This window comes from Schnuerera sp. xch1 (genome assembly GCF_019931165.1).
In the GTDB taxonomy this organism is placed as follows: domain Bacteria; phylum Bacillota; class Clostridia; order Tissierellales; family Tepidimicrobiaceae; genus JAIOUP01.
In genome coordinates, this window is record NZ_JAIOUP010000007.1 from 73711 (window position 1) to 95638 (window position 21928).

General features: G+C 31.7%; 23 protein-coding genes. 2 read left to right on the forward strand and 21 right to left on the reverse strand.

The features are described from left to right. Positions 1–45: 45 nt before the first annotated feature. The 12 genes from K8M07_RS06915 to K8M07_RS06975 form a co-directional block, all read right to left on the reverse strand. A complete protein-coding gene (locus K8M07_RS06915) occupies positions 46–1053 on the reverse strand; it encodes a proline racemase (protein ID WP_223377176.1) in 1008 nt (335 codons plus the stop codon). Then, positions 1054–1524, reverse strand: coding sequence for a glycine/sarcosine/betaine reductase component B subunit (locus tag K8M07_RS06920; protein WP_223377177.1), 471 nt, complete (start codon positions 1522–1524; stop codon positions 1054–1056). A gap of 12 nt (positions 1525–1536) precedes the next feature. Then, the gene (gene prdD, locus K8M07_RS06925; RefSeq protein ID WP_223377178.1) at positions 1537–2301 is read right to left on the reverse strand and encodes a proline reductase cluster protein PrdD; all 765 of its coding nucleotides are present in this window, start codon (positions 2299–2301) and stop codon (positions 1537–1539) included. A 63-nt stretch (positions 2302–2364) separates the two neighbouring features. Then, the gene (gene prdB, locus K8M07_RS12670; RefSeq protein WP_263282481.1) at positions 2365–3084 is read right to left on the reverse strand and encodes a D-proline reductase (dithiol) protein PrdB; all 720 of its coding nucleotides are present in this window, start codon (positions 3082–3084) and stop codon (positions 2365–2367) included. Positions 3085–3086: 2 nt separating this feature from the next. Next, entirely contained in the window at positions 3087–3338 is a 252-nt protein-coding gene (locus tag K8M07_RS06940) for a CBO2463/CBO2479 domain-containing protein (protein WP_223377181.1), read from the reverse strand. Between the two features lie 16 nt (positions 3339–3354). Then, a complete protein-coding gene (prdA, locus tag K8M07_RS06945; protein ID WP_223377182.1) occupies positions 3355–5202 on the reverse strand; it encodes a D-proline reductase (dithiol) proprotein PrdA in 1848 nt (615 codons plus the stop codon). Between the two features lie 24 nt (positions 5203–5226). After that, positions 5227–6513 (reverse strand): proline reductase-associated electron transfer protein PrdC, encoded by a 1287-nt coding sequence (gene prdC / locus K8M07_RS06950; RefSeq protein WP_263282482.1) that lies wholly within the window; start codon positions 6511–6513, stop codon positions 5227–5229. A gap of 334 nt (positions 6514–6847) precedes the next feature. Beyond that, complete coding sequence (locus K8M07_RS06955; protein ID WP_223377184.1) at positions 6848–8242, reverse strand: sodium:solute symporter; 1395 nt, start codon at positions 8240–8242, stop codon at positions 6848–6850. Between the two features lie 289 nt (positions 8243–8531). Next, on the reverse strand, positions 8532–10292 hold the full coding sequence (locus K8M07_RS06960; RefSeq protein WP_223377185.1) for a sigma-54-dependent Fis family transcriptional regulator: 1761 nt from the start codon (positions 10290–10292) through the stop codon (positions 8532–8534). A gap of 292 nt (positions 10293–10584) precedes the next feature. Then, positions 10585–11232 (reverse strand): L-fuculose-phosphate aldolase, encoded by a 648-nt coding sequence (locus K8M07_RS06965; RefSeq protein WP_223377186.1) that lies wholly within the window; start codon positions 11230–11232, stop codon positions 10585–10587. Positions 11233–11306: 74 nt separating this feature from the next. Next, entirely contained in the window at positions 11307–12365 is a 1059-nt protein-coding gene (mtnA, locus tag K8M07_RS06970; protein ID WP_223377187.1) for an S-methyl-5-thioribose-1-phosphate isomerase, read from the reverse strand. 132 nt (positions 12366–12497) lie between these two features. Then, positions 12498–13013, reverse strand: a complete 516-nt coding sequence (locus K8M07_RS06975) for a DUF6512 family protein (protein ID WP_223377188.1) — start codon at positions 13011–13013, stop codon at positions 12498–12500. 222 nt (positions 13014–13235) lie between these two features. On the opposite strand from K8M07_RS06975, the gene K8M07_RS06980 reads away from it, so the two are divergent. Further along, a complete protein-coding gene (locus tag K8M07_RS06980; protein ID WP_223377189.1) occupies positions 13236–13439 on the forward strand; it encodes a DUF1657 domain-containing protein in 204 nt (67 codons plus the stop codon). Positions 13440–13623: 184 nt separating this feature from the next. On the opposite strand, the gene K8M07_RS06985 is transcribed toward K8M07_RS06980, so the two are convergent. From K8M07_RS06985 to K8M07_RS07025, 9 genes are all read right to left on the reverse strand, one after another. Continuing rightward, positions 13624–14496, reverse strand: coding sequence for a YitT family protein (locus K8M07_RS06985; RefSeq protein ID WP_223377190.1), 873 nt, complete (start codon positions 14494–14496; stop codon positions 13624–13626). 372 nt (positions 14497–14868) lie between these two features. Then, on the reverse strand, positions 14869–15054 hold the full coding sequence (locus K8M07_RS06990) for a DUF401 family protein (protein WP_223377191.1): 186 nt from the start codon (positions 15052–15054) through the stop codon (positions 14869–14871). Next, positions 15054–15353 carry a hypothetical protein gene (locus K8M07_RS06995; protein ID WP_223377192.1) on the reverse strand — a complete coding sequence of 100 codons (300 nt, stop codon included), beginning with the start codon at positions 15351–15353 and terminating at the stop codon, positions 15054–15056. The genes K8M07_RS06990 and K8M07_RS06995 overlap by 1 nt, the downstream gene beginning before the upstream one ends. 83 nt (positions 15354–15436) lie before the next feature. Next, the gene (locus tag K8M07_RS07000) at positions 15437–16279 is read right to left on the reverse strand and encodes a DegV family protein (protein ID WP_223377193.1); all 843 of its coding nucleotides are present in this window, start codon (positions 16277–16279) and stop codon (positions 15437–15439) included. A gap of 57 nt (positions 16280–16336) precedes the next feature. After that, complete coding sequence (locus K8M07_RS07005) at positions 16337–16780, reverse strand: MarR family winged helix-turn-helix transcriptional regulator (protein ID WP_223377194.1); 444 nt, start codon at positions 16778–16780, stop codon at positions 16337–16339. 125 nt (positions 16781–16905) lie between these two features. After that, positions 16906–18216 (reverse strand): YjiH family protein, encoded by a 1311-nt coding sequence (locus tag K8M07_RS07010; RefSeq protein WP_223377195.1) that lies wholly within the window; start codon positions 18214–18216, stop codon positions 16906–16908. A 207-nt stretch (positions 18217–18423) separates the two neighbouring features. Further along, positions 18424–19065 carry a pyroglutamyl-peptidase I gene (gene pcp, locus K8M07_RS07015; RefSeq protein WP_223377196.1) on the reverse strand — a complete coding sequence of 214 codons (642 nt, stop codon included), beginning with the start codon at positions 19063–19065 and terminating at the stop codon, positions 18424–18426. Positions 19066–19145: 80 nt separating this feature from the next. Then, a complete protein-coding gene (locus K8M07_RS07020; RefSeq protein ID WP_223377197.1) occupies positions 19146–20063 on the reverse strand; it encodes a DUF979 domain-containing protein in 918 nt (305 codons plus the stop codon). A 23-nt stretch (positions 20064–20086) separates the two neighbouring features. Then, positions 20087–20755: a DUF969 domain-containing protein gene (locus K8M07_RS07025; protein WP_223377198.1), complete on the reverse strand. Its 669-nt coding sequence runs from the start codon at positions 20753–20755 to the stop codon at positions 20087–20089. A 535-nt stretch (positions 20756–21290) separates the two neighbouring features. On the opposite strand from K8M07_RS07025, the gene K8M07_RS07030 reads away from it, so the two are divergent. Continuing rightward, on the forward strand, positions 21291–21917 hold the full coding sequence (locus K8M07_RS07030; RefSeq protein WP_223377199.1) for a GNAT family N-acetyltransferase: 627 nt from the start codon (positions 21291–21293) through the stop codon (positions 21915–21917). Positions 21918–21928 lie beyond the last annotated feature (11 nt).

The following is a 21928-nucleotide window of genomic DNA, read 5'->3' on the forward strand; positions in this document are numbered from 1 at the left end:
GTTTTTTATTATACGAATATAACATTTTCTATACTTTTTGACAACTTATCCTAAGGAAAAACCATATTTTACTGGGTCATCTTCATCGATTACAAAATGATTAAAACCAGTAATATAAGCAGAACCTGTGATTTCAGGAATTACTGCATCAAAATCTCCAACCTTAGTAGTACCAACAATTCTACCTCTAAACAATGTTCCTAAGATGCTTTCATATATAAATGGTTCTCCTTCTTCTAATTGACCTTTAGCATGAAGAGTTGCCATCTTTGCAGATGTACCCGTTCCACATGGAGAACGATCTACTTGTCCTTCTCCAAATATCACTACATTTTTCAATGTTGCATCTGGATGAGTTGGTTCATCATAAATTTCAACGAGGTCTACGGTTTTAATATGGTCTAAAGTAGGATGTTGGATTTCAATTTTTTTATTTACAATGTCACGAATTTCTAAACCAATCTCTTTTAGCTTGTTTGCATTGTTAGGCTCAATTTTTAGTCCTAATTGTTTTGCATGAACTATTGCAAAGAAACTACCTCCAAAGGAAATATCTAAAGTTATTTCACCAATTTCAGGAACTTCAATTTTTACATCTTGCTTATAAAGAAAAGCAGGTACATTTACTATGGTAAGTTCCTTAACTTTCTCGTTCTCTATAGTAGCTTTAGCCTTTATCAGACCTGCCGGTGCTTCTAATGTTAATTCTGTAACAGGTTCTACCATAGGTACCATACCAGTTTCTACTGCTACAGTGGATGCACCAATTGATCCATGGCCACACATATTTAGATATCCCCCACCATCCATAAAGATGATTCCTATATCAGCCTCATCATTAGTTGGTTGAGTAATAATAGAACCAAACATATCATTATGTCCTCTTGGCTCATGCATAATGGCTGTTCTAACATAATCCAAATTTTTTTCCAAGTACTCTTTTTTCTCTGGCATAGTTTTACCAGGGATATTTGGAATACCTCCTACTACAATACGAGTCGCTTCTCCCATTGTATGAGAATCAATTGCATGAATACTTTGAGAAAATTTCATTTATCTTCCTCCCCTTTGCATTTTTAGTTTTAATAATGCTACTGCCTTTTTGGCATCGACCTGATTTACATTATTTTCGCCTACAACCTCTGTTTCAATTCCATCTTCAGATTTATTAAAATCTACAATTGTATCCATGTACTTATTTGTTACTACGAATTGTGCTTGGGTTCCGACAAAAGTCATGCCTACTAACGGTATTTTCCTCTTTCCTATTTCTTCAATAGTATTGGCGAAGTCCACATGGCTATTGCCCCAACCATCACATGAAACAATTGCTCCATCAACGCGCATTGCTTCTAACCATGCTGCAGCTCTTTTTCCAACAAAATATTTATCACCGTTATCTTGGGGAGTCCCTACTAACATTACTCCTACCACATCCAAATCATCATCAGAAGTTGCCACATCCAATAGCGGATCTCTAAAGTGATGAAGAGTAGTTTCCTTAGTTGAAGGTCCTATGCCCATAGTCTCCCTCCTTTATACCATAGAGCGCAATGCTCCGTCTCTATACTCATTTGGACTTAATATAATGGGTACATTTCCTAAGTCTATAATAGATCTTCCGCCTTCAAACCCTGAAGGTTCCTTGCTGAATAATTGGTTGTCATACATAGCTCCTTGTCCTGCTATTTGTTTAACAATCGCAACTCTTTTTTTACCAGGTCGAATTTTATCATAATATTCATGTTTTTCAGTATATTCACGACCTGGTAACTTTTTCATAATATTTCTAATTTGTTGTATAAATAAATCACAGATTCTATGTCCTTCTGTAGCATATTTTCTGCTTGACATTAATCCCTCTTGAAATGTAACATCTACATGAATAATATAGTCATCTTTACAAGGAGTACCTGCCCTATCCAAGAAAAGTTGTTCGTTTAAAATACCTTCAGATGATCCAAACTCAGCCATTTGAACTCCCTTTACATCTGCTCCTGTCAGCATTACATATACACCTGTCAAGGTGTGTGTAATCCCTTCTCCTAGGTCTCCTAATACTTTTGTAGAAATAGGAATTACATCCATAATGCTATTTACATACATATCATGTTCATAAGGGTTAATGACTTTAAGTTCTATATTATCAATTAAATCCTTGTTTATTTTGTCACGAAAAAAATCCTCAGTTAGAATAAGTCTTTTCCCTTCAATTGAAAATTTTTCTCCCAGCTCTATCTTCTCCATATGATAAGACTTAATTACTAAACGTCTCATTTCAACTTCTTTCCTATTATCCAATTCTATCACCCTTTTATTAATGTGTATCATCTGCCCTAAGATTAGGACAGATGATAACATTCATTAAACTTTAGCTACATATTCATATGGTAATGGAACAATTTTACCTGGAGTTTCAATTTCTTCTAATTGTGCTAATGTATCTCTACAAATATTTCTTTGCATATCTGGGTTATTTGGTTCACCAGCATTTGCACCCATAGGAACTCTAGGAGCAACTGCTCTTGGAGTTCCATTTTGACGTACTACTGGAGGAAGTGCTGCAATAATTATAGTTGGTATTCCAGCTTCCTCAATCGCTCTCTGCACAATCACGGCAGAGCGGTGACAAGTACCTCAGCCAGCTGTCATTAAAACAGCATCTACCCCTTCATCTTTTAATATCTGTGCAATTGCAGGTCCAGTTTCTTCAGTAAATACCTTTTGGTTTCCACCGCCACCCATGAATCCAACATGAGTTTCAGCAACTTCACCTATAAATCCTTCTTCTTTTAATTCTCTTAAACGATCAATAGGAAACATACAATTTATGTCCTTATTTACATCACCATTGTCATATCCACCATGTGATACCATTAAATCACTTGTTTTTGCATCCTTTGGAATTAATCTATAGCTTGTATCTCCTGCTAGATTAAACCTCTTATCGGATTTTAAATGCACACCAGCTGCTGTTGCTAATGCAACCTTCATGTCCTTTAACTCTTTAGTTACTTGAGTAAAAACAGAAGGTGGTGTAATGGGAGCATAAATTTCAGATTGTAATCCCTTTACCAGACTCATATTTATACCTCCTTATTTTCTCTTTGTCGGTCTAAATTACTGCGATATTTTTCATTTACTTCTGGACTCAATACTTCAAGAAAACTCATATTTAAGCCTACTTCTTGTCCTACTTTTAATGGATAATCAGTAATCAACATCCTCCTAGGTACTTTAATATGTCCTAATCTTCCTTTAAAGTCTACCCCTACTGCTCCATCTTCTACCTCAGTAATTATACCTTCCATATAGATTATCTTATCGCCATATTTCATATCATTAGACCTTCCCTTATGAATACTTTTCTTTACGTTTTTCACTCATTGGAAGTGATTGTTCGTTTTGAACCCTTTCAACCTTTACACCATATTCCTTTTCAATTAAGTCTAGATTATTTTCTTTCACATTTGGATTCCAGTTTCTTTCTGCATCTTTCACTTCTTCGCCTTCCATTGCTGCTTTTAACATAGCCATAGCACGAATTGCATCTTCAGGGCATAAGACATTACAGGATAATACTTCATTTTCAATACCATCTTTAGACTTGTTAAGATCTATCATATACTTCATATGCTCATTTCCTACTACAAGTGCACCTTGAACTGCACAGAACGACATACCTACAACTGGGATATCTCTCATACCAATCTGTTCAATATGGCTAGCAAAGTCAATGTGATTGTTTCCAAATCCTTCAGTAGTTACAAAAGCACCATCTACACCAAGCGCTTCTACAATCATACCTAACCTTTCAGAAACATAGAATTTTTCAGAGTTAATTTGTGGACTACCAACAAATAATACACCACAAAGATCTACTTCTGGATCATTCATAGCTTCTAGAACTAATGGTTCTCTCCAATAATGTCTAGATGTCTCTTTAGAAGCTGGTCCTATACAAGTCAATGCATGAATACCACCATCTAATACTTCCAATGGACTCAACATTATTGGTACATTACCCAAGTCAACATTTGGCTTTCCACCTAGAACACCAACTGGTTCTACAGGTAATATTAAGTTGTCGTGCATAGCACCCTGTCCCATAATTTCCTTAACAATTACAACTTTTTTCTTTCCTGGTCTCTTATATTGTTCAATTAATTCTTCATCTACTACTAAGCTTTCATCTTCTACATTTTTTAGAGCATCTCTAATTTCTTGTGTAATAAAATCAGTAGCCGTATGAGCAGCTAATGGACCTCTTCTTTCCATGTTAGTATGTTCTTGGATAACAACTTCAGTCTTGATGAAGATATCTCCTTTATCAGGTGAACCTGGTCTGTTCCACATAATATTTTGTTCTAAAATACCTTCTGAGGATCCAAATTCGCCAATTTGTACTCCACCTTCATCAGTACCTGTAACCATCATAACTACTCCATCTAATACTCTAGTTACACCAGTACCTAACTTGTCTTCTCCTTCTTTTGTTGCTATTGGCTGTACATCCATAATAGTTTCACTATACTTGTTATATTCATCTTTAGTAATAATATCAATCTTTATGGATTTTACTAAGTCATTTACCTCTACAGCATCATCACAAACATTTTCTCTAATGTATAAAGTAGTCCCATCAATTTTTGTTTCTGGACCAAACTCTACCTTATCAATCTTGTAATGTTTCTTTATCAATTCTCTTACCTTTTTAGCTTCTTGTTTCTCTTCTGTTGTTTTATCAGCTTTTACTTCTATAGTATCTGTTACTGTTTGTGATGCTACGCCATTGGTCCCTACTCCTAGAGGGATTTCTAAATCGATATCTTCTCCTTTACCTATATGCAATTTGAAGATACCTGCATTTCCAGCTGTAGTTGCTGATTTCTTTGGAGTTTTTACTACTTCCTCCTCTTCTTCAATTTCTTCAACAGGAGTTTCTATTGCATTTGCACCTTCTACAATATCTGGAGTAATAGGTGTTAAAGAATCAATAGTAGCAGTTAACTTAGCATCCAAAACCTCTCCTATTTTTAAACAATTATCTGGAATTGTAAGCAATCCAGAATCTTCTAGATCCGGCAAAATAGCTGGATCTTCTAAATCACCGGCAGTAATTATTTTTCCTGCCTCTGTTCTACAACATACAACAGCATAATCCATTTTGTGTTGTTCTGCAGTTTCTGGAGTTATTGACATTTATATATACCTCCTTATCAATATTTATTTATCTTTAATCTTTCTTACTAGTCTTTGCCCTGCAGCTCTTAGTACATGATCTGTATGATGATATGTTGGTACTCCTAACCTAGGAGTAACTGTCATAACAGTATTAGTTCAGTCACCGCAGCTACCAGTAAGAATTACTTCTGCACCTTTTTTCTTTAGAGATAAAACTGTTGAAGCTTGACCTGGGCAAATGCCTGGTAATTCACAACGATATCTACCATTTACATCTACCATCCTTTTACATTTTTCTTCAGCAACAACATTTCCACCCATAGCCTCTACAATTTCCTTTAACCTATTCTCTTGAGCTCCACATTCACAGGCAAGTATCCCAAATTTTCTTTTATCCTGTGGGAAAGGCATTGCTATTAAAATGCCGCCAAGAGTTTTAGTTACAGGGGTATCTTCTTTTCCATGTTTCCCAGTAAATGGACCACCTAAGACAATCTCTCCATGTGGTTCTAAATATCCTCCAGCTTCTTCAATCAGTTCTTTTACTGGATAACCTATGGGCACATCCATAATTGTCTTACCTTCTTGAGCACCTTTTACCCTTCCACCTATAGTTACATCTTTGTCTATAACAGGCTTTCTATCCTCTACTGCCAATGCAATATTCTTTGTTGTCTCTAAATTTTGTATTACTGCGTTAGCTTCTCCAGGTAATTGTCCTGGCTTTAATTCTACTCCTAAAAGCTCTCTGACAATAACCCTCTCATCTCCAGCAGGATATAAATCAGGAAGATATTTTATTTCTATGTTGTCATCACCTATCGCAGCTTTTAATTTAGAAATAGCTTCTTTATGCTTTGGCTTGATTGCAACAATTCCATGTTCTGCCTCGGTAATATCCATAATGATCTTTAATCCACTTATTATCTTTTCTGTATTTTCTTCAAGGTAATGAATATTATGTCCTAATATAGGTTCACATTCTGTTGCATTAACAATAGCATAACCTCCAGGTATCTTTGTCTTTAATTTTACATGGGTAGGAAATCCTGCACCACCAGCTCCTACAATTCCTGCTTCTGCTATTGCATCCAATGCATCATCTGTCTCATCTATGGGTAAAAAATCTTTTGATTGATTTTTATCACCTAAGATAATGATTTCGCTTTCTGTAACAGACTGTACTTTCCCATTTACACTACTATGGATATTAGCTCCTAATCCATTTGGTTCTGCAATTTTTTGTCCTCTTTTTACTTCATCATCTACTTTTACTATGGGTACACACGGTCCGCCAACATGTTGTTTCAAAGGAAAACGGAATTTCATCAGATTACACCTCCTTCATACATTGATAAATTTTAAACTTATTTGCTGTTTGCAACTATATATAATGCAACCATTGTGCCAAGTCCATAATAATTGGTCAAAAAAATAACAGATCCTCTATTTTTCAATAGATAGATCTGTTATATTGTTTTGTTTAATAGATATATAAATCCTAAAATAATACTTTATTGTCAATAATTCGACACTATGTTTCAAGCTTTTAGTACTTAAAGCCTATTGTTATGTTATAAAATAGATAATATTACCTATGTCAATTTTCCGTCATACCGTTGACTTTTTTTCGATACATTTTCATTTATTATCAATAATAACTCTATTGGTTTCGTAATTCATTCTTATTTTGTGTTAACAAGCTTACTATTATCAATGCTAATATAGATAATGGTCCTGCAATAAGTATACTATTCCAACCCATTGGTGTCTGTAATACTACGTCCCAAATAAGGACTGAAGCTCCACCTACTATTATAGATGCAAGCCCTCCTTGCTTAGTAGCCTTATCCCAAAATAGACATCCTACTAATGCAGGGGTAATAGCAGCTCCATACATTGAATAAGCATACATCTGCATACTCAATATCGATGGGAATAAAGTACCTATAGCTAAAGCTATTATAGCTAAAACAATAATTGTAATTCTTGTGAAAACTAGTTTTTGCTTATCAGTTGCATCTTTTTTAATAAGCCTTTCCCATATATCATAAGTTATATTTGTAGACGCCGAAAGCAAATAAGAATCAGCTGTTGTAACGAAAAGTGCAGTAGCACATGCTAATAACAATCCTCCAACTATTGTTGGAAGCCCCATGGCAACTTGAAAGAACGCAGTATCCGCATCTTGTAAGTTTGGATATAAAACTATGGCAGGAGTAACGATAGCAATTACTAATATATCTAATAGGAGTGATAGTCCAAATAAACCAAGTCCCGATTTAGTCGCTTCTTCTGGATCCTTAGCAGCTCCAAATCTTTGGTATATATTTTGATCTCCTAATACTAAAAATATTGTTGGTAACATATATCCTAATAGTTGTACTCCATTCAAACCTCCTGTAATCGTACTTTTCTCTACAGGTATAGATGCAATCATTTCAGATAATCCACCTGCTTGGCTGATAGCCAAAGGTAACCCAATTAACATGGCAATAAAAATAATAAGAGTTCCTATTGCATCTGTGTATGCTACAGATACTAAGCCTCCAACGACAGTTAAGAATACTACAAACACAGCACTAATTAATGTTCCAGTAGTAACGTCCATACCAGTAACCATATTTAATATATATCCACCAGCTTGAAATTGGTATGAAGTTATTCCTACATATGCAAGAACTATACAAATAGTAACCAATGTTCTTGCTACTACCCCATATTTTTCCTCAATTAATTGAGGCACTGTATAGCCAGTTTTTTCTCTAACACGTTTAGCTAAAAATACTGCAATAAGAAGTAACCCTATAGGCTCTCCTATGAAATAAAATATTGATGCAATTGGTCCATTGGAATATACAAAATTTGCACTTCCAGTAATCATTCCACTTCCCATCCAAGTCGCTAATAGTGTTCCAACCAAAATTGGAAATGGTAATCTACGTCCAGCTGTAACAAAATCATCGCTACTCTTAACAAACTTTTTATTCAAATACCATCCATATATAGATACCCCAATTAAGTAACCTAATATAATTAAAAAATGTACAGTTTTCATATAATTCTCCTTTCTTAATGGATTTCTAGTTATAACTTTTTAACAAATATTAATATTACTAATAAATAAAAAGTTCCTCTCCTCCTTTCCATCCTTTGTAATAGATCTTTCCCACTATTCATTTTTAATTATAGTATAATAACTATACCAACTTTATAACGGATATAAGAGATTATAGTAAACTCTTGTATTTTTAACAGATAAGCGCATCATTGTTAAATATTATCGAATAAAATATTAGGTACTTTATGTGCGAATTTTTTATAATGATGCCTACTTTTTTTAATATCTATTGTTCTATTTTATATTTTTCTAACTTATAGTATAAAGTACTTCTAGGTATATTTAAAATTTCTGCAGCCTTCTTTTTGTTCCATCCGGTAGATTCCATAACTTTACAAATTATTTTGATTTCTGTATCTTCTAATACCTTTTCTAAATCATATTCTGTTTGTTTTCCACTTATGTGATTGACATTTCTTAAAATTTCTGCTGGTAATAATTTCTTTGATATTATACCATTATTTGATAATACCACTAGCCTCTCAATTGTATTTTTTAATTCTCTGATATTTCCAGGCCATTCATAATCAGTTAGAATTTGTAATACTTCTGGAGATATTTTAGTAATCTTCTTTTGGTACATTTCCGAATATTCACTTATGAATCTATCTATTAATAAAGAAATATCCTCCTTTCGGTCTCTCAAAGGTGGAATTTTAATAGATATCACATTTAAACGATAATAAAGGTCTTCTCTAAACAGTCCTTCTTCCATCATCTGTTCCAAATCCCTATTAGTAGCAGCAATAATACGAGCATTGACTTTTACAGACTCTTCTCCCCCAATTGGTTGAATTTCTCCATCTTGTAAGGCACGCAACAATTTAGCTTGCATATCAATCGGCATCTCTCCAATTTCGTCTAAAAACAGGGTGCCTCCATCAGCCAACTGAAATTTTCCCTTTTTCCCTTTTGTCAAAGCTCCTGTAAACGCTCCACTTGCATATCCAAATAATTCACTTTCCAACAAATTACTAGGAATAGCACTACAATTTACAGCAATAAAGCTTCCTTTACGTCCACTATCTAAATGTATCCCTCTAGCAAAAACCTCTTTACCTGTTCCGCTTTCGCCAGTAATTAATACATTTACATCTGTTTTTGATATTTGCTGAGCTAATCTAATAGTATCTGTAAATTCTTTATTTTTTCCAACTATTTTTTCTCCAAATTGATACTGGTCTTTAACTACTTTCTTATATTCTGTTTCTAGAAGTTTTACTCTTGTATTAACTTTCTCCAACTCATTATATAATTCTGTAACCTCCGTAATATCCCTTTCCGATGATACTGCACCTATTAATTGATCTCCAAAAAAAATGGGTTTGGCTGAGATAGCAACATATGATCCTTCTCTTGGAGAATGGTTGATATTTTCAATAGGTTTTTTCTTTTCTATTACTTTACTTAATAAAGCATTAGGAAAGTAATCGTTTAATTTTTGTCCCAATATTTCCTTTGCACTAACTTGATAAATATTCTCTGCACTCTTATTCCATAGCTTTACAATTTTATTACTATCTATAACACAAACACCTTCATGTAATTGGTCTATAACTTTTTGTAAATGATTGCAAAGTTCCTCTATTTGTGCATAATAATTATCACGTAAAGAAATACTGTCCACTACACCTATTATCTTTTCTCCATCTAATACAGGCAAACGTCCTATATTATTTTTTACCATGAAATCTCTTGCCTCTTTTGCCGTCTGTTCTGAAGTAGAAGCATGAACTGGTGATGTCATATATTGACTAACTGGCTTATTCACATCACTCCCATCTCGGAAAATTTGGCCAATATCTCTAAAGGTAATAATTCCCAATATCTTTTCTTTTTCATCTTCTAATGCAATGAAGGCCTCTTGTCTATTATTTACGATCATTTTCTTACAAACATGAATTAACGCATCTGTAGGACTTACTTTTAAAAAGTCAGTAGACATGATATCCTTAACATTCAACTTTATAGTTTGATTGAATATCATAAAAATCCTCCTCAATTCTACATTTATTGTATTATATCAGTTTGGATAAATAAGACATGTGAAAACAACTAAGAAGTAAAATCTTCCTTAATTTAGTTTAATGAGATTAAGTATAAATTATAGCAAAAAAGAAAATTTTAATTGTTAAAAAACAAATACTAATTGATTGGATATACATTCAGCATTATACAATATTAGCAATGTTTTGTGAACCTCGGTTTAATACATTTATTGTTATATAGTTGATTAGATAGGCTGTATCTAAATCATATAAGGAGTTTGTTAGAGCAAATTACATGTCCCCTTGTCCATAGGTTTTGAATTTGTCCATCATTAGAGTTATCTCCTCTTCTGATAATATGACTGGTTGTCCTATACATTTGGTTCTATAGTATAATTCTGCACAGTATTCTACTTCTTCTGTTATATTAAAGGCTTCTCGTAGATCTTTTCCACCTGTTAATATACCATGATTTGCTAATAACACTGCCTTTCTGTCAATCATTGCTTCAAAGGCATTTTCTGCTAGTTCATTTGTTCCGAAAGTAGCATACTTAGCACATTTTACATCTAATCCAGCTGAAGCTATCATATAGTGAACTGGAGGTAATGTCCAATTTAAGCATGCTATAGTAGTTGAATATATAGTATGAGTATGAATCATTGCATATATATCATCTCTTCTTTCATAAAATATCCTATGCATTTCAAATTCACTAGATGGCTTCCTATCTCCATGAACCCTCTTTCCTTTTATGTCCAGTATTACTATATCTTTAGGCTTGGTCTGAAAATAATCTATGCCTGATGGGCTTATGGCTATTAACTGCTTCTGTCTATTATATATGCTCAAATTCCCACCAGTTCCCTTCGTAAGACCTGAATTAATCAATTTTCTCCCATATTCTACAATAAGTTCCCTTTCCTTTTCCATTAACATATAGATTATCCTTTCCATACTAAAGTTTTATAATTGTGTACTTCTGTATTACCAATATGGCTTTTTTCTATTTATTATTTAATGTTTATCCTTTCTTCCTTAAATTTCAATATATTTTTGTTAAATGGAGGTCTTACTATCCCTTTTTCTATTATTATTCCTGTAATATTCTCATGAGGAGTCACATCAAAAGCAGGATTATATATTTCAACTCCTTTAGGAGCTATTCTTATCCCTTCAATATGAGTAACCTCTTTATCCTCCCTTTCCTCTATTTTTATTTCATCACCTGATTCTATATCAAAGTCTATAGTAGAAGTAGGAGCTACTATATAGAAGGGTACATCATATTCCTTTGCCACTACGGATAACATAAAAGTACCGATTTTATTGGCAGTATCACCATTTATAGCAATTCTATCTGCACCTACTAGTATTACATCAATCTTTCTATCTCTAATCAATGTAGCAGCTACATTATCTGCAATTAGCCTAGTTGGAATACCTTCCTCAGCTAATTCCCAAGCAGTAAGCCTACCACCTTGTAATCTAGGCCTTGTCTCATCAGCATATACTAATATATCTTTGCCATCATAGAAGGCTTGTCTTATTACACCTAAAGCTGTACCAAATCCTGCTGTAGCAAGAGCCCCTGCATTACAATGAGTTAGTATAGTAGCTTTATCTGGAATAATTGTATTGCCATTCCTGCCTATACGTTTGTTGGTCTCTATATCTTCATTATATATTTTGTCTGCTTCAATTTTTATCTTATTATAAATAGATTCCTTTGGCAAACCCTTGTTTCCATCTATAACTGATCTCATACGGTTTGTTGCCCACATTAGATTTACAGCAGTAGGTCTCGATTTGTCTAAAACGTCTAAAGCTATGTCTAATCTTTTAAGAAATTCATCCTTATTATTGTTTAAGAATTGCTTTGCAGCTAAAACCACACCATAGGCTGCAGCCGTTCCTATAGCTGGAGCTCCTCGTACAACCATATCTTTAATTGCAAAATCTACTTCTTCATAGGTTTTACATTGAAATATCTCATAGGATACAGGCAACTTCCTCTGATCTATTAAGAATAAAATGTCATCTTTAAATTCCATTGTTTTTATTTCAGTCATAGCACTATTCCCCTTTTCATGTACATAAATATGGATATAAATTAATAAAAATAGCCTTTATGCTCATATACTTCACCAATAAGTCTTATATGTTTATATATTCGACATAAAGTTTGTTTTCCCTTTATTTTTTTAAAAATCTATAAATAATGTAAAAGTTTGTGTTTGAGAAGGTGTCAAAGACACAAATAATACTCCTATTAATACATAAACAATAAATCCTATATAATTGAAAAACTTACTAATATCTCTTTTCATAATATTCATACTAACTAGCTGACAAACTACTGCTCCTGCAATAAATAAACCAATATGAAAAATTACATTAGTATTACTTGCAATAACTTGATAAGTATAATGGCCAATAACAATAAGTAAATTCATGGATATAATTCCACTAGCTTTTGCTGTAAAATAGTTTGATGTTTTATTCTTCAATATCCAATAATCAATTAACATAAAAAAAGTTAATGCAAAATATCCAAGCTTTAAGTGCTCCCATACACTTTCATTTACAGCACTAAAGAATCCTACAATAATAGATTTGTCTGACCATTCATACGTAAAATGCAATAAAGATCCTACTATAATGATCCAAAATATACCTATTATATGCCATTTATTGATAATTGATTTTCTTTTAAACATAATTTCACCTCTAATGAAATTATATTCCTATTGATGGATAATAAATTATATTATAATAAAAATTTTAGTTATTTTTTGTTTTTATTTATATTAATCAAATTGGAATGTTTATATTCAATGTAGATATTTCTGAAATGTGGATTTTTTGTGAAGTGTGGATATTTTGGTTAGGATATTTGGTTTTATGTGTGGAAAATCTAATTATGAAAGTGAGGTGATAAAATGACAGTTAAAAGTGATCTTGAAAAAGCTATAGCTTCATCTGAAGCTGCAAAAGGAAGTTATTCTATGATGGCCCAATCAACTGAAGACGAACAAGTAAAACAAACCTTTGAGCAGATGAGCTCAGATATTGATAGACATCTACAATATTTAAATGGTAGATTGAATTTTTTAAATGAAAATAATGAACTTAATCAACAATAATAGTATAAATTAAAAACATTCAATTAAAGATTATAATAAATGGAATAGCCTTTAAAATGCATTTGATTAAAAAATTCAGATTTATTAAGAATTATGAAAGCAGCTAAAATTGATGAGGCTATCAATTTTAGCTGCTTTGTGGATTGTTATGACACTATAGATAAATTATTTATTTTAATATAATTTATATCCCTATATTTTTAAAACCACGACCTTTTACTTCCACTACGTTATTTACAGTAAAGAAAGCATTTGGATCTGTTTTTTCTACTATGTTTTTTAACTTCGCTGTCTCTCTTGATGTAACTATACAATATATAACTTTTTTATTTTCATTTGTATAGCCACCTAATCCTTCCAAAAAAGTAACACCCCTGTGCAATCTTTTAATAATCGCATCAGCTACCTTCTCAGGAGTTTGTGATACTATAACTATATTCTTTTTCACATTTAATCCTGTCTGTACTTTGTCCACTACAGTATACCCTATATACATGGATATTAGCGTATACATTGCAGATTTATACCCAAATAGTAATGATGAAAGGGAAACTATTATAGTATTTGCCATCATTAAGCCTGTCCCAATATTCACATTATATTTTTTCTTAAGAATTGCAGCTATTATGTCAAAACCTCCTTGAGAAGCTCTTTGTCTAAACATCAGCCCCATTCCTATTCCATTAAATATTCCTCCAAAACTTGAACCCAATAATATATCGTCTACTATAAAATAACTCCCTAATTCTCTTGTAAGTGTTAAAAAAAGTGACAAAACAAGCATAGATATAAAACCATATATAGCAAATTCCCTATCTATCATTTTAGAACCTATAACAAATATAGGAATATTAATAAGAAATACGGATATACCTGTAGGTATTTCCGTTAGATATTGAATTAAAATTCCTAATCCTCCAACACCACCACTTAATAGCTTGTTAGGTATGAAAAATACGTTGAATGCTATAGAACACAGTAAATTTCCTATTACTATAAATATTAGTTTTGTTACAATTTCCTTTGAATTAATTTTTCCTGCTAATTTACCAGACATCTTTAACTCCTTCTTTTCTTTTTTTATACTGCATCCACATGATAGCATTTTTGATTTAATTTTCATATGTCTTTTTAATAAATTTTATTGAAAATAATATAAAATGTTAAACAAACACTAAATTTAAAACAACTGCAGAAACAATCAATACTATAAACAAACTAAGTGCATAAAACCTATATTCCTTATACAATCCGCTAGTAAGTACTCCCATATGTTCCAATGTAAACGCTTGACAAAGATGTAATGGCGAAAAAAATAGCCTAAGAATGCAGCTCCAAATACAAAATATGTATAAACGTATAGCAATCCTCCAATAATATTAAGCTGAGAAATCATAGGAAATATAATTGCCAATGCAGCAGTCTGATTTCAAGTTATGTATCCAAAGAAAAATGATGATATGAAAAACATTGCTATATGTCGAAATACAAGATTTATTGCAGCACGTCGCGGAGGCGATAACTCCATCTCTTCTCCTAAATTGTATATAAATGGAGCAGATAATAATGCCCCTCCAGAAATTATTAAAACTCCAATCATAGCAGGAATTATCATTAAAATTTTTTCTTATCTCTTATTAAAAGTATTAATATATTAACTATTTCATTGAGTATATTGTAGTGTTTCATCCACCCACCAAGAATACTTACCATCATAACTGTCAGCACTGTAGTCAGAGATGGCGAATTAGTTATAATACTTGCAATCGCTTGCCCTAAATCTTCCATTCGTAAACCAGACAATATGCCTAAAATTCCTGTCGAAATCAAAAGGATATAACTAAGTTTAACTTTTTTACTAGTTAAAATTGGTATTATTATAAATGCAACAAGCACAGATATTAATTGACTCAATTTTATCGTTCCTTTTATAATTATTTCCTTCTTTTAACATTATATCATAAATAAGTGGACAAGGTACTTGTCCACTTGTCCACTTATTTATTTAAAAATCCTATTGCAATTACTCCTGGTCCTGTGTGAGTTCCAATTACAGGTCCAACTTCTGATATTATTATATTCTTGGGTGTATATTTTTCTTCAATTAGCTCTCTTAAAGTCTTTATTGTTTTCTCATTTTGAGCATGATACAAGAATACAGTTTTATTAGTCAAATCAAATTCATTTTCTTTTATCCAATTATCAAACCACTTTACGATTTTGTTGTTGCCCCTGACCTTATCAACAACTGAAACTTTACTATCTTTCACTGTAATAATAGGCTTAATATTCAAAATTGAACCTGCTATTGCCTGCCCTTTAGAAAGTCTACCTCCCTTTTCAAGATATTTCAAAGTATCAACTGCAACCACAAGTTCTACCTTATCCTTTAAACTTTCTATTGTTTTAACAATTTCATCTATACTTTTGTTTTGATCTACTAACTCTGTTGCTTCCAATATTAAAGAAAATGTTCCAAGACATACACTTCTTGAATCTATAAGATTAATTCTCTCATCATCGATCATATTCTTTGCTATTTGTGCAGATTCATATGTTCCACTAAGGTCTGAACCTAAAAATATTCCTAAAACTTCATCTCCACCTTCTAATATTTTATTAAACACTTCAACAAACTTTCCTGGTGTAACTTGTGATGTAGTAGGAAGTTTATCTGATACAATTAATTTGTCAAAAAATTCATTAGTACTTAATTCAACCTTATCTAAATATGATCTATCTTCAAAATTTACTGTTAGTGGCACCATTATAAGATTATATTTTTCTATAATTTCTTTTGTAACATCTGATGTACTATCAATAACTATTCTTATACCCATAATTTCTCCTTCCATTTTAATTGGATTATCAAAATATTCGACTGTTGAAATATTAGATTAAAAATCATACTTTTTCCTAAAGAATATATCTATTTTTGCCAATACTCCAATTAGCATCTTCTCCTCATCTTTATTCAATGATTTCAATGCATTAGTTACTAAATCCTTATGAAAATCTAAATGAGCATTATATGCTGAAATGCCTTTATCTGTTAGCTTAATCATAACAACACGTCTATCGTAACTTGAGCGATGTCTTTCAACGTACCCCTTTTTAATTAAATTATTAATTGCTGTAGTTAACGTTCCGGAAGTAATGCCCAATTCTTTAGCTGTCTCTGACATAGTGGGTTCTTTATCTATCCCTATATTTTCTATAATATGCATTTCTTTTATGGATAAGTCGGAAAATTCACCTCTCCTGAGACATCTTTCTTCTATATCAAGAACATTAGCAAAAAGCCTTACAAGTATTTCATTAATAGATTTATGATTATCCATAGTTACACCTCAAATATTTTGATAATCAAATTATATTTGTTAAATGTAACTCTGTCAAGCGGTATATAACAAACTAAGCACTTTTAACTAGTATTGTTCTATAATCAACTAATCTTATCTACTCACTAAAATATCAAGTGTAATATTGGTGCTGCTATAAGTATGGATAATACAACTCTTTCTATCCATATTATAATATAATCCTTCATTGTAAGTGGTATCTCTGTGGCCATCATACAAGGTATTGAAGCTGAAAAGAATAAAATTTCCGATACACTCACTATTGCTATAAGAAACTTTGTAATCATAGAAGCATCCGTAACCAATAATGCTGGCAAAAACATTTCAGCTATACTCAATGCATTTGCTTTAGCTGCTAGTAATGGCTCGGGAATCTGCGTTATTAGAGTAAATGGATAAAATATATAACCTACTATATCAAATATAGGTGTATATTCAGTTAAAACTACTCCTATAACTCCAATAGACATAAGTAATGGACCAATTGATAAAGCTAACCTTATTCCTGATTTGAAAGTTCCTAATACACTTTCTACAACTGTAGGTGCATTATCAAATGCTTCCATTCCTTCTTTATATGCCATCTTAAATCTATTACCGGAGTCTAATTTTTCTGCGTTACCTTCTTGTCCCTTATAGTAAGTTGTTGGTTTCTTGCTTAAAGGATATATCCTTGCTGTTATAGCTGTTACTATAAATGTAATAACCAAAGTCAACCAAAAGTACAATAACCAATAATCCATAATATCTAATGTATCGGCTACAATAACCATAAATGTAGCTGATACAGTTGAAAAACCAGTAGCTATAATAGAAGCTTCTTTTCCTGTATATTTACCTTCTTGATATACCTTATCCGTAATAAGTAAGGCCAATGAATAACTACCTACAAAAGATGCTACAGCATCTATTGCAGATCTTCCTGGTGTCCTCCAAATTGGTTTCATAACAGGTTGCATTAGAACCCCTATGAATTCCATTAAACCATAATTAACTAAAAATGCAAGAAATATTGAACCTATTGGGACTATTGTAGTTACTGATATAACTATATTATTATAAATAAATGGAATTACATTTTCTTTCATCAAAAATGCTGGTCCTACATTAAAAATTGCCATGAATATAAATACAATACCTAGTAGTTTAATAATTGAAAAAATAGATGTTGTTCTATCTCTATTCCAAGTTTTATTAATAAATGGCAATACTCCTCCTATAGCCACTATTAAACCGGAATATACAGACCCAAAATAAGGAATAGTTTTGATATAGTTAACAATATGATCTAAGGGAATAGAACTATCCCCGTTTATTTTGATAGGTATGAAAAACATAAAAATTCCTATTGCTGCAAATAAAATAAATTTAAAAATTCTAATCCCATCATTTTTTGTTCCTGGGCGTTTTTTCATATTAATTCCCCCTTTTCTTATGTCTTATGAAATACTAATTAGATTTTCTTGCATTACAACGAGACTATTATAATGAATTTACCATCTGCTTTGCATATATAAATTATATCATAAAGTGGATAAAATCTTCCTAATACTTTGAAAATTAATCTTCAGATCCAATTTTCATAAAAGGAGTTACTCCTTTTATTCTCCAGTTTTATGTCACTAACTGATTTCACTACCAACTTCTTTAATATCTTCATCATATTTAATGGCTGCTTCTATTGCAGCTGTTATTCCTTTAATAATAAGATCTAAAGGCATGCTTGGTCTGTCTTTTTTATCAATTACTTGTTCTGGTAGAAATGGAATGTGTATAAATCCACCTTTCATGTTTGGGTATTTTTTATCTATGTTATAAAGCAATCCATACATAATATGATTACATACATAAGTACCAGCTGTATTTGACACTTCTCCAGGTATATTCTTATCATTCATCTCTTTTACCATTGCTTTAATAGGTAATTTTGCAAAGTAAGCAGCATCCCCATCTTCAAATATTGGTTCATCTATAGGTTGGTTCCCTTCATTATCTGGTATTCTTGCATCACTTATATTTATTGCTACTCTCTCTATACTTATTCTATTTCTTCCACCTGCTTGACCAACGCATATGGTTATGTCTGGATTCTCTTTCTCTAAAGCTTTCTCTAATCTTTCTATAGACTTCCCAAATACAGTTGGTATTTCAAGTTTTATTATATCTGCACCCGCTATTTTATCATCTAATTTTTTCACAGCTTCAATAGCTGGATTTATTTTCTCATTTCCAAAAGGATCAAAACCCGTAATTAATACTTTCATATTTAAGTACCTCCTAATTTTCTTAACTATATTATAAAATATATTAAAAACAGAACTTCCCTACAAATTATGGTAAAATCCTATAACGCAAAGATTAATATCCATATTATATGAATTATAAACATTACTAATGCAATTGGGAATTGTGACTTCATTACCTTATTTTTATCTTTCATTTCTAAAATAGCTGCCGGTACAATATTAAAATTTGCTGCCATAGGTGTAAGTAATGTTCCACAGTACCCAGCTGTCATAGCCAATGCTCCTACTATTGCTGGATTTGCACCTTGTGCTAATACAAAGGGTGCCCCTACTCCTACTGTAATAACAGAAAAAGCTGCAAATGCATTTCCCATTATCATAGTAAATATCATCATACCTGCATAATATGCTATCACACCTAACACTATATTTTCAGCAGGAATAATTCGAGAAATTCCAGAAGCTATCACTTCTCCTACTCCTGCAGCATTAAATAGTGCTCCAAGAGCTGCTAAAATCTGTGGTAATAAACTTGGAGAACCTATTTGTTGTAGCATATTGCCACCACTTTGAAGAGCTTCAGATGTCTGAGATTTAGTTAATATTAATCCAATTACAAGCCCTACTACAGCTCCTATTCCTAATCCTACAAGTCCATCTAAATCTGTAAACTGTGCTATTCCAAAAGCAAAAATAGCTATCATAAGCGCAGGAATGAATATCGCATTTCCTATTTCATTTGACTTTTTCTTTCTATACTCTTCATCTGTTGCATCTCTTGTAGATCCTGCTCTAACTCGTTTTGTAGCTGTTAAAACTGCCATCACGATTAAAATAATTCCTGTAATATTTGCTGGAATATATGGCCCAAATATAAATATTATACCTAATAGTCCCCAAAACAATGTACTTCCTATTCTGGTAGGATGTTCTTCATCTTTAAATGAATAAAATGATGTTATTAAAGATACCATACCACATAATATAAATAAGATCTCAAGCAAAATATCATTCATAAATAATTTCTCCTTTCTTCCAATTATTTTGATTGATACTTTCTATCTGTTTTTCTATCAAACATTAAAACCTGAATTATTACAACTATTGTTGCTATTATAGCTATAGGTAATGCTGCTTTAGAAATATCTAAAGGAGTTACATTATATCCTAACTCATTTAACGTACTAACTATTAAGAGAACACCGCCTGAAGCAATGAATACATTTTGTCCATAGAAGTTACCGTAATTTTCAACTGCTGCTGCCAATCCTTTTATATTTTCTTCATCTTCTTCATCTATATTTTTATATTTAGCTTCTGCAGCACCTACTGCCATTGGGTTTACAATTGGTCTAATAAACTGTACATGTCCTCCAAGACGCAGTGACAACATTGCTGCTATAGTCCTTGTAATCATATATATTGATAATATTTTTCCTGAAGTTGCAACCTTTATTTCTGCAATAAGAGTTGAAGCTCTTTCCTTTAAACCATTATTTTCTAATATGCCTATAATGGGCAATGTCACCAAAAATACTGACATATATCTATTTGTTACAAATGATTCTCCTAAAATTGCAAGTATTTCGTTAAAAGATAATCCTCCTACAAATCCTGTTGTAATTCCTGCAACAACCACTACTGCAATTGTATCCCATTTTAGAACAAATCCAACAATTACAATCACAATTCCAATAAGTCTAATCATTATTTCCCCTCCTTAACTAAATATAACAATTAACTAAAATTTATGATTGACAACTAAAATTTATGATTAATAATTAAAATTTACAATTGACCAAGAGGTTCCCTATTTCTAAGTAAAACCATAGGTGAGGTGTAGTTTACACATACATTTCTATCTACAAAAAATCCAGTTCTAATTATACAAAGATATGAACTATCAACAAAATATCTTGAATTCTTTGAATAAGACAAACGCAAATAGATTAAGATATACAGTGTTTTTAATTTATTCCAATTAAATTGCGTACCATTCTAATGTATATTATTATAATTAGGAAAAATTTATGGGTTAACTTAATCAGAATTAACGACATACCCATTAAACAGGTCTTACATAATTATAATAAGAAATTTCAATTTTCAGAAAATGAAACTTTATGATATAATTAAAAAAATAAATTAGAAGCGTACATACTTTATACAGGAGGTGTTGTGGTTTCATCTAAACCAATTATAAGACTAGGTAGATGGAAAAGAGAAAATTGAGGGAGGATATAATGGATTCTGATACGATTCATGCAAAAATAATAGACTTCGATAATGCAGACGACTTGAATATTTGTATGGCTACCGAAACTGATATCGACGGAATAATAAAGGTTGCTTCTTCTGTGGGCAATAGTAAGAAAAACCATAAGCAAGGATTCTTGATGGACAATTACCTTAGGGATAAAGAAAAATATGTAAGTAAATTTAAAAACGATATAGATAATTCAAAGTTATTCTATGTTATCAAAAAAAGGGATCATGTACTAGGTTTTTTATTAGCATATACTAAAGATCAATGGCTTAAAAGTGAGCCTAAGTGGATCTTTGATACAAACTGGAAAGATGACTTTAATAAAAAAGCGCTTAAAAAATTTGTTATATTAGAAAAAATTGCAGTTAGATCTGGCTTAACAGGTAGAGGTTTAGGAAGCGAACTATTTAAAAAATTTAAAGAAAAATCTTTAAATCTAGGCATAAAAAATATGTTTTCAGAGACAATACTTTCTCCAAAACCAAACTTTGCATCAATGGAATTTGCTATGAAGCAACGATATAAATTAGCTGGAATTAGATATGAAAATTTTGAAGATAAACTTTTTACTACTATAGTCTACCATAAAAAACTATCAAAATAACATGTAAATTA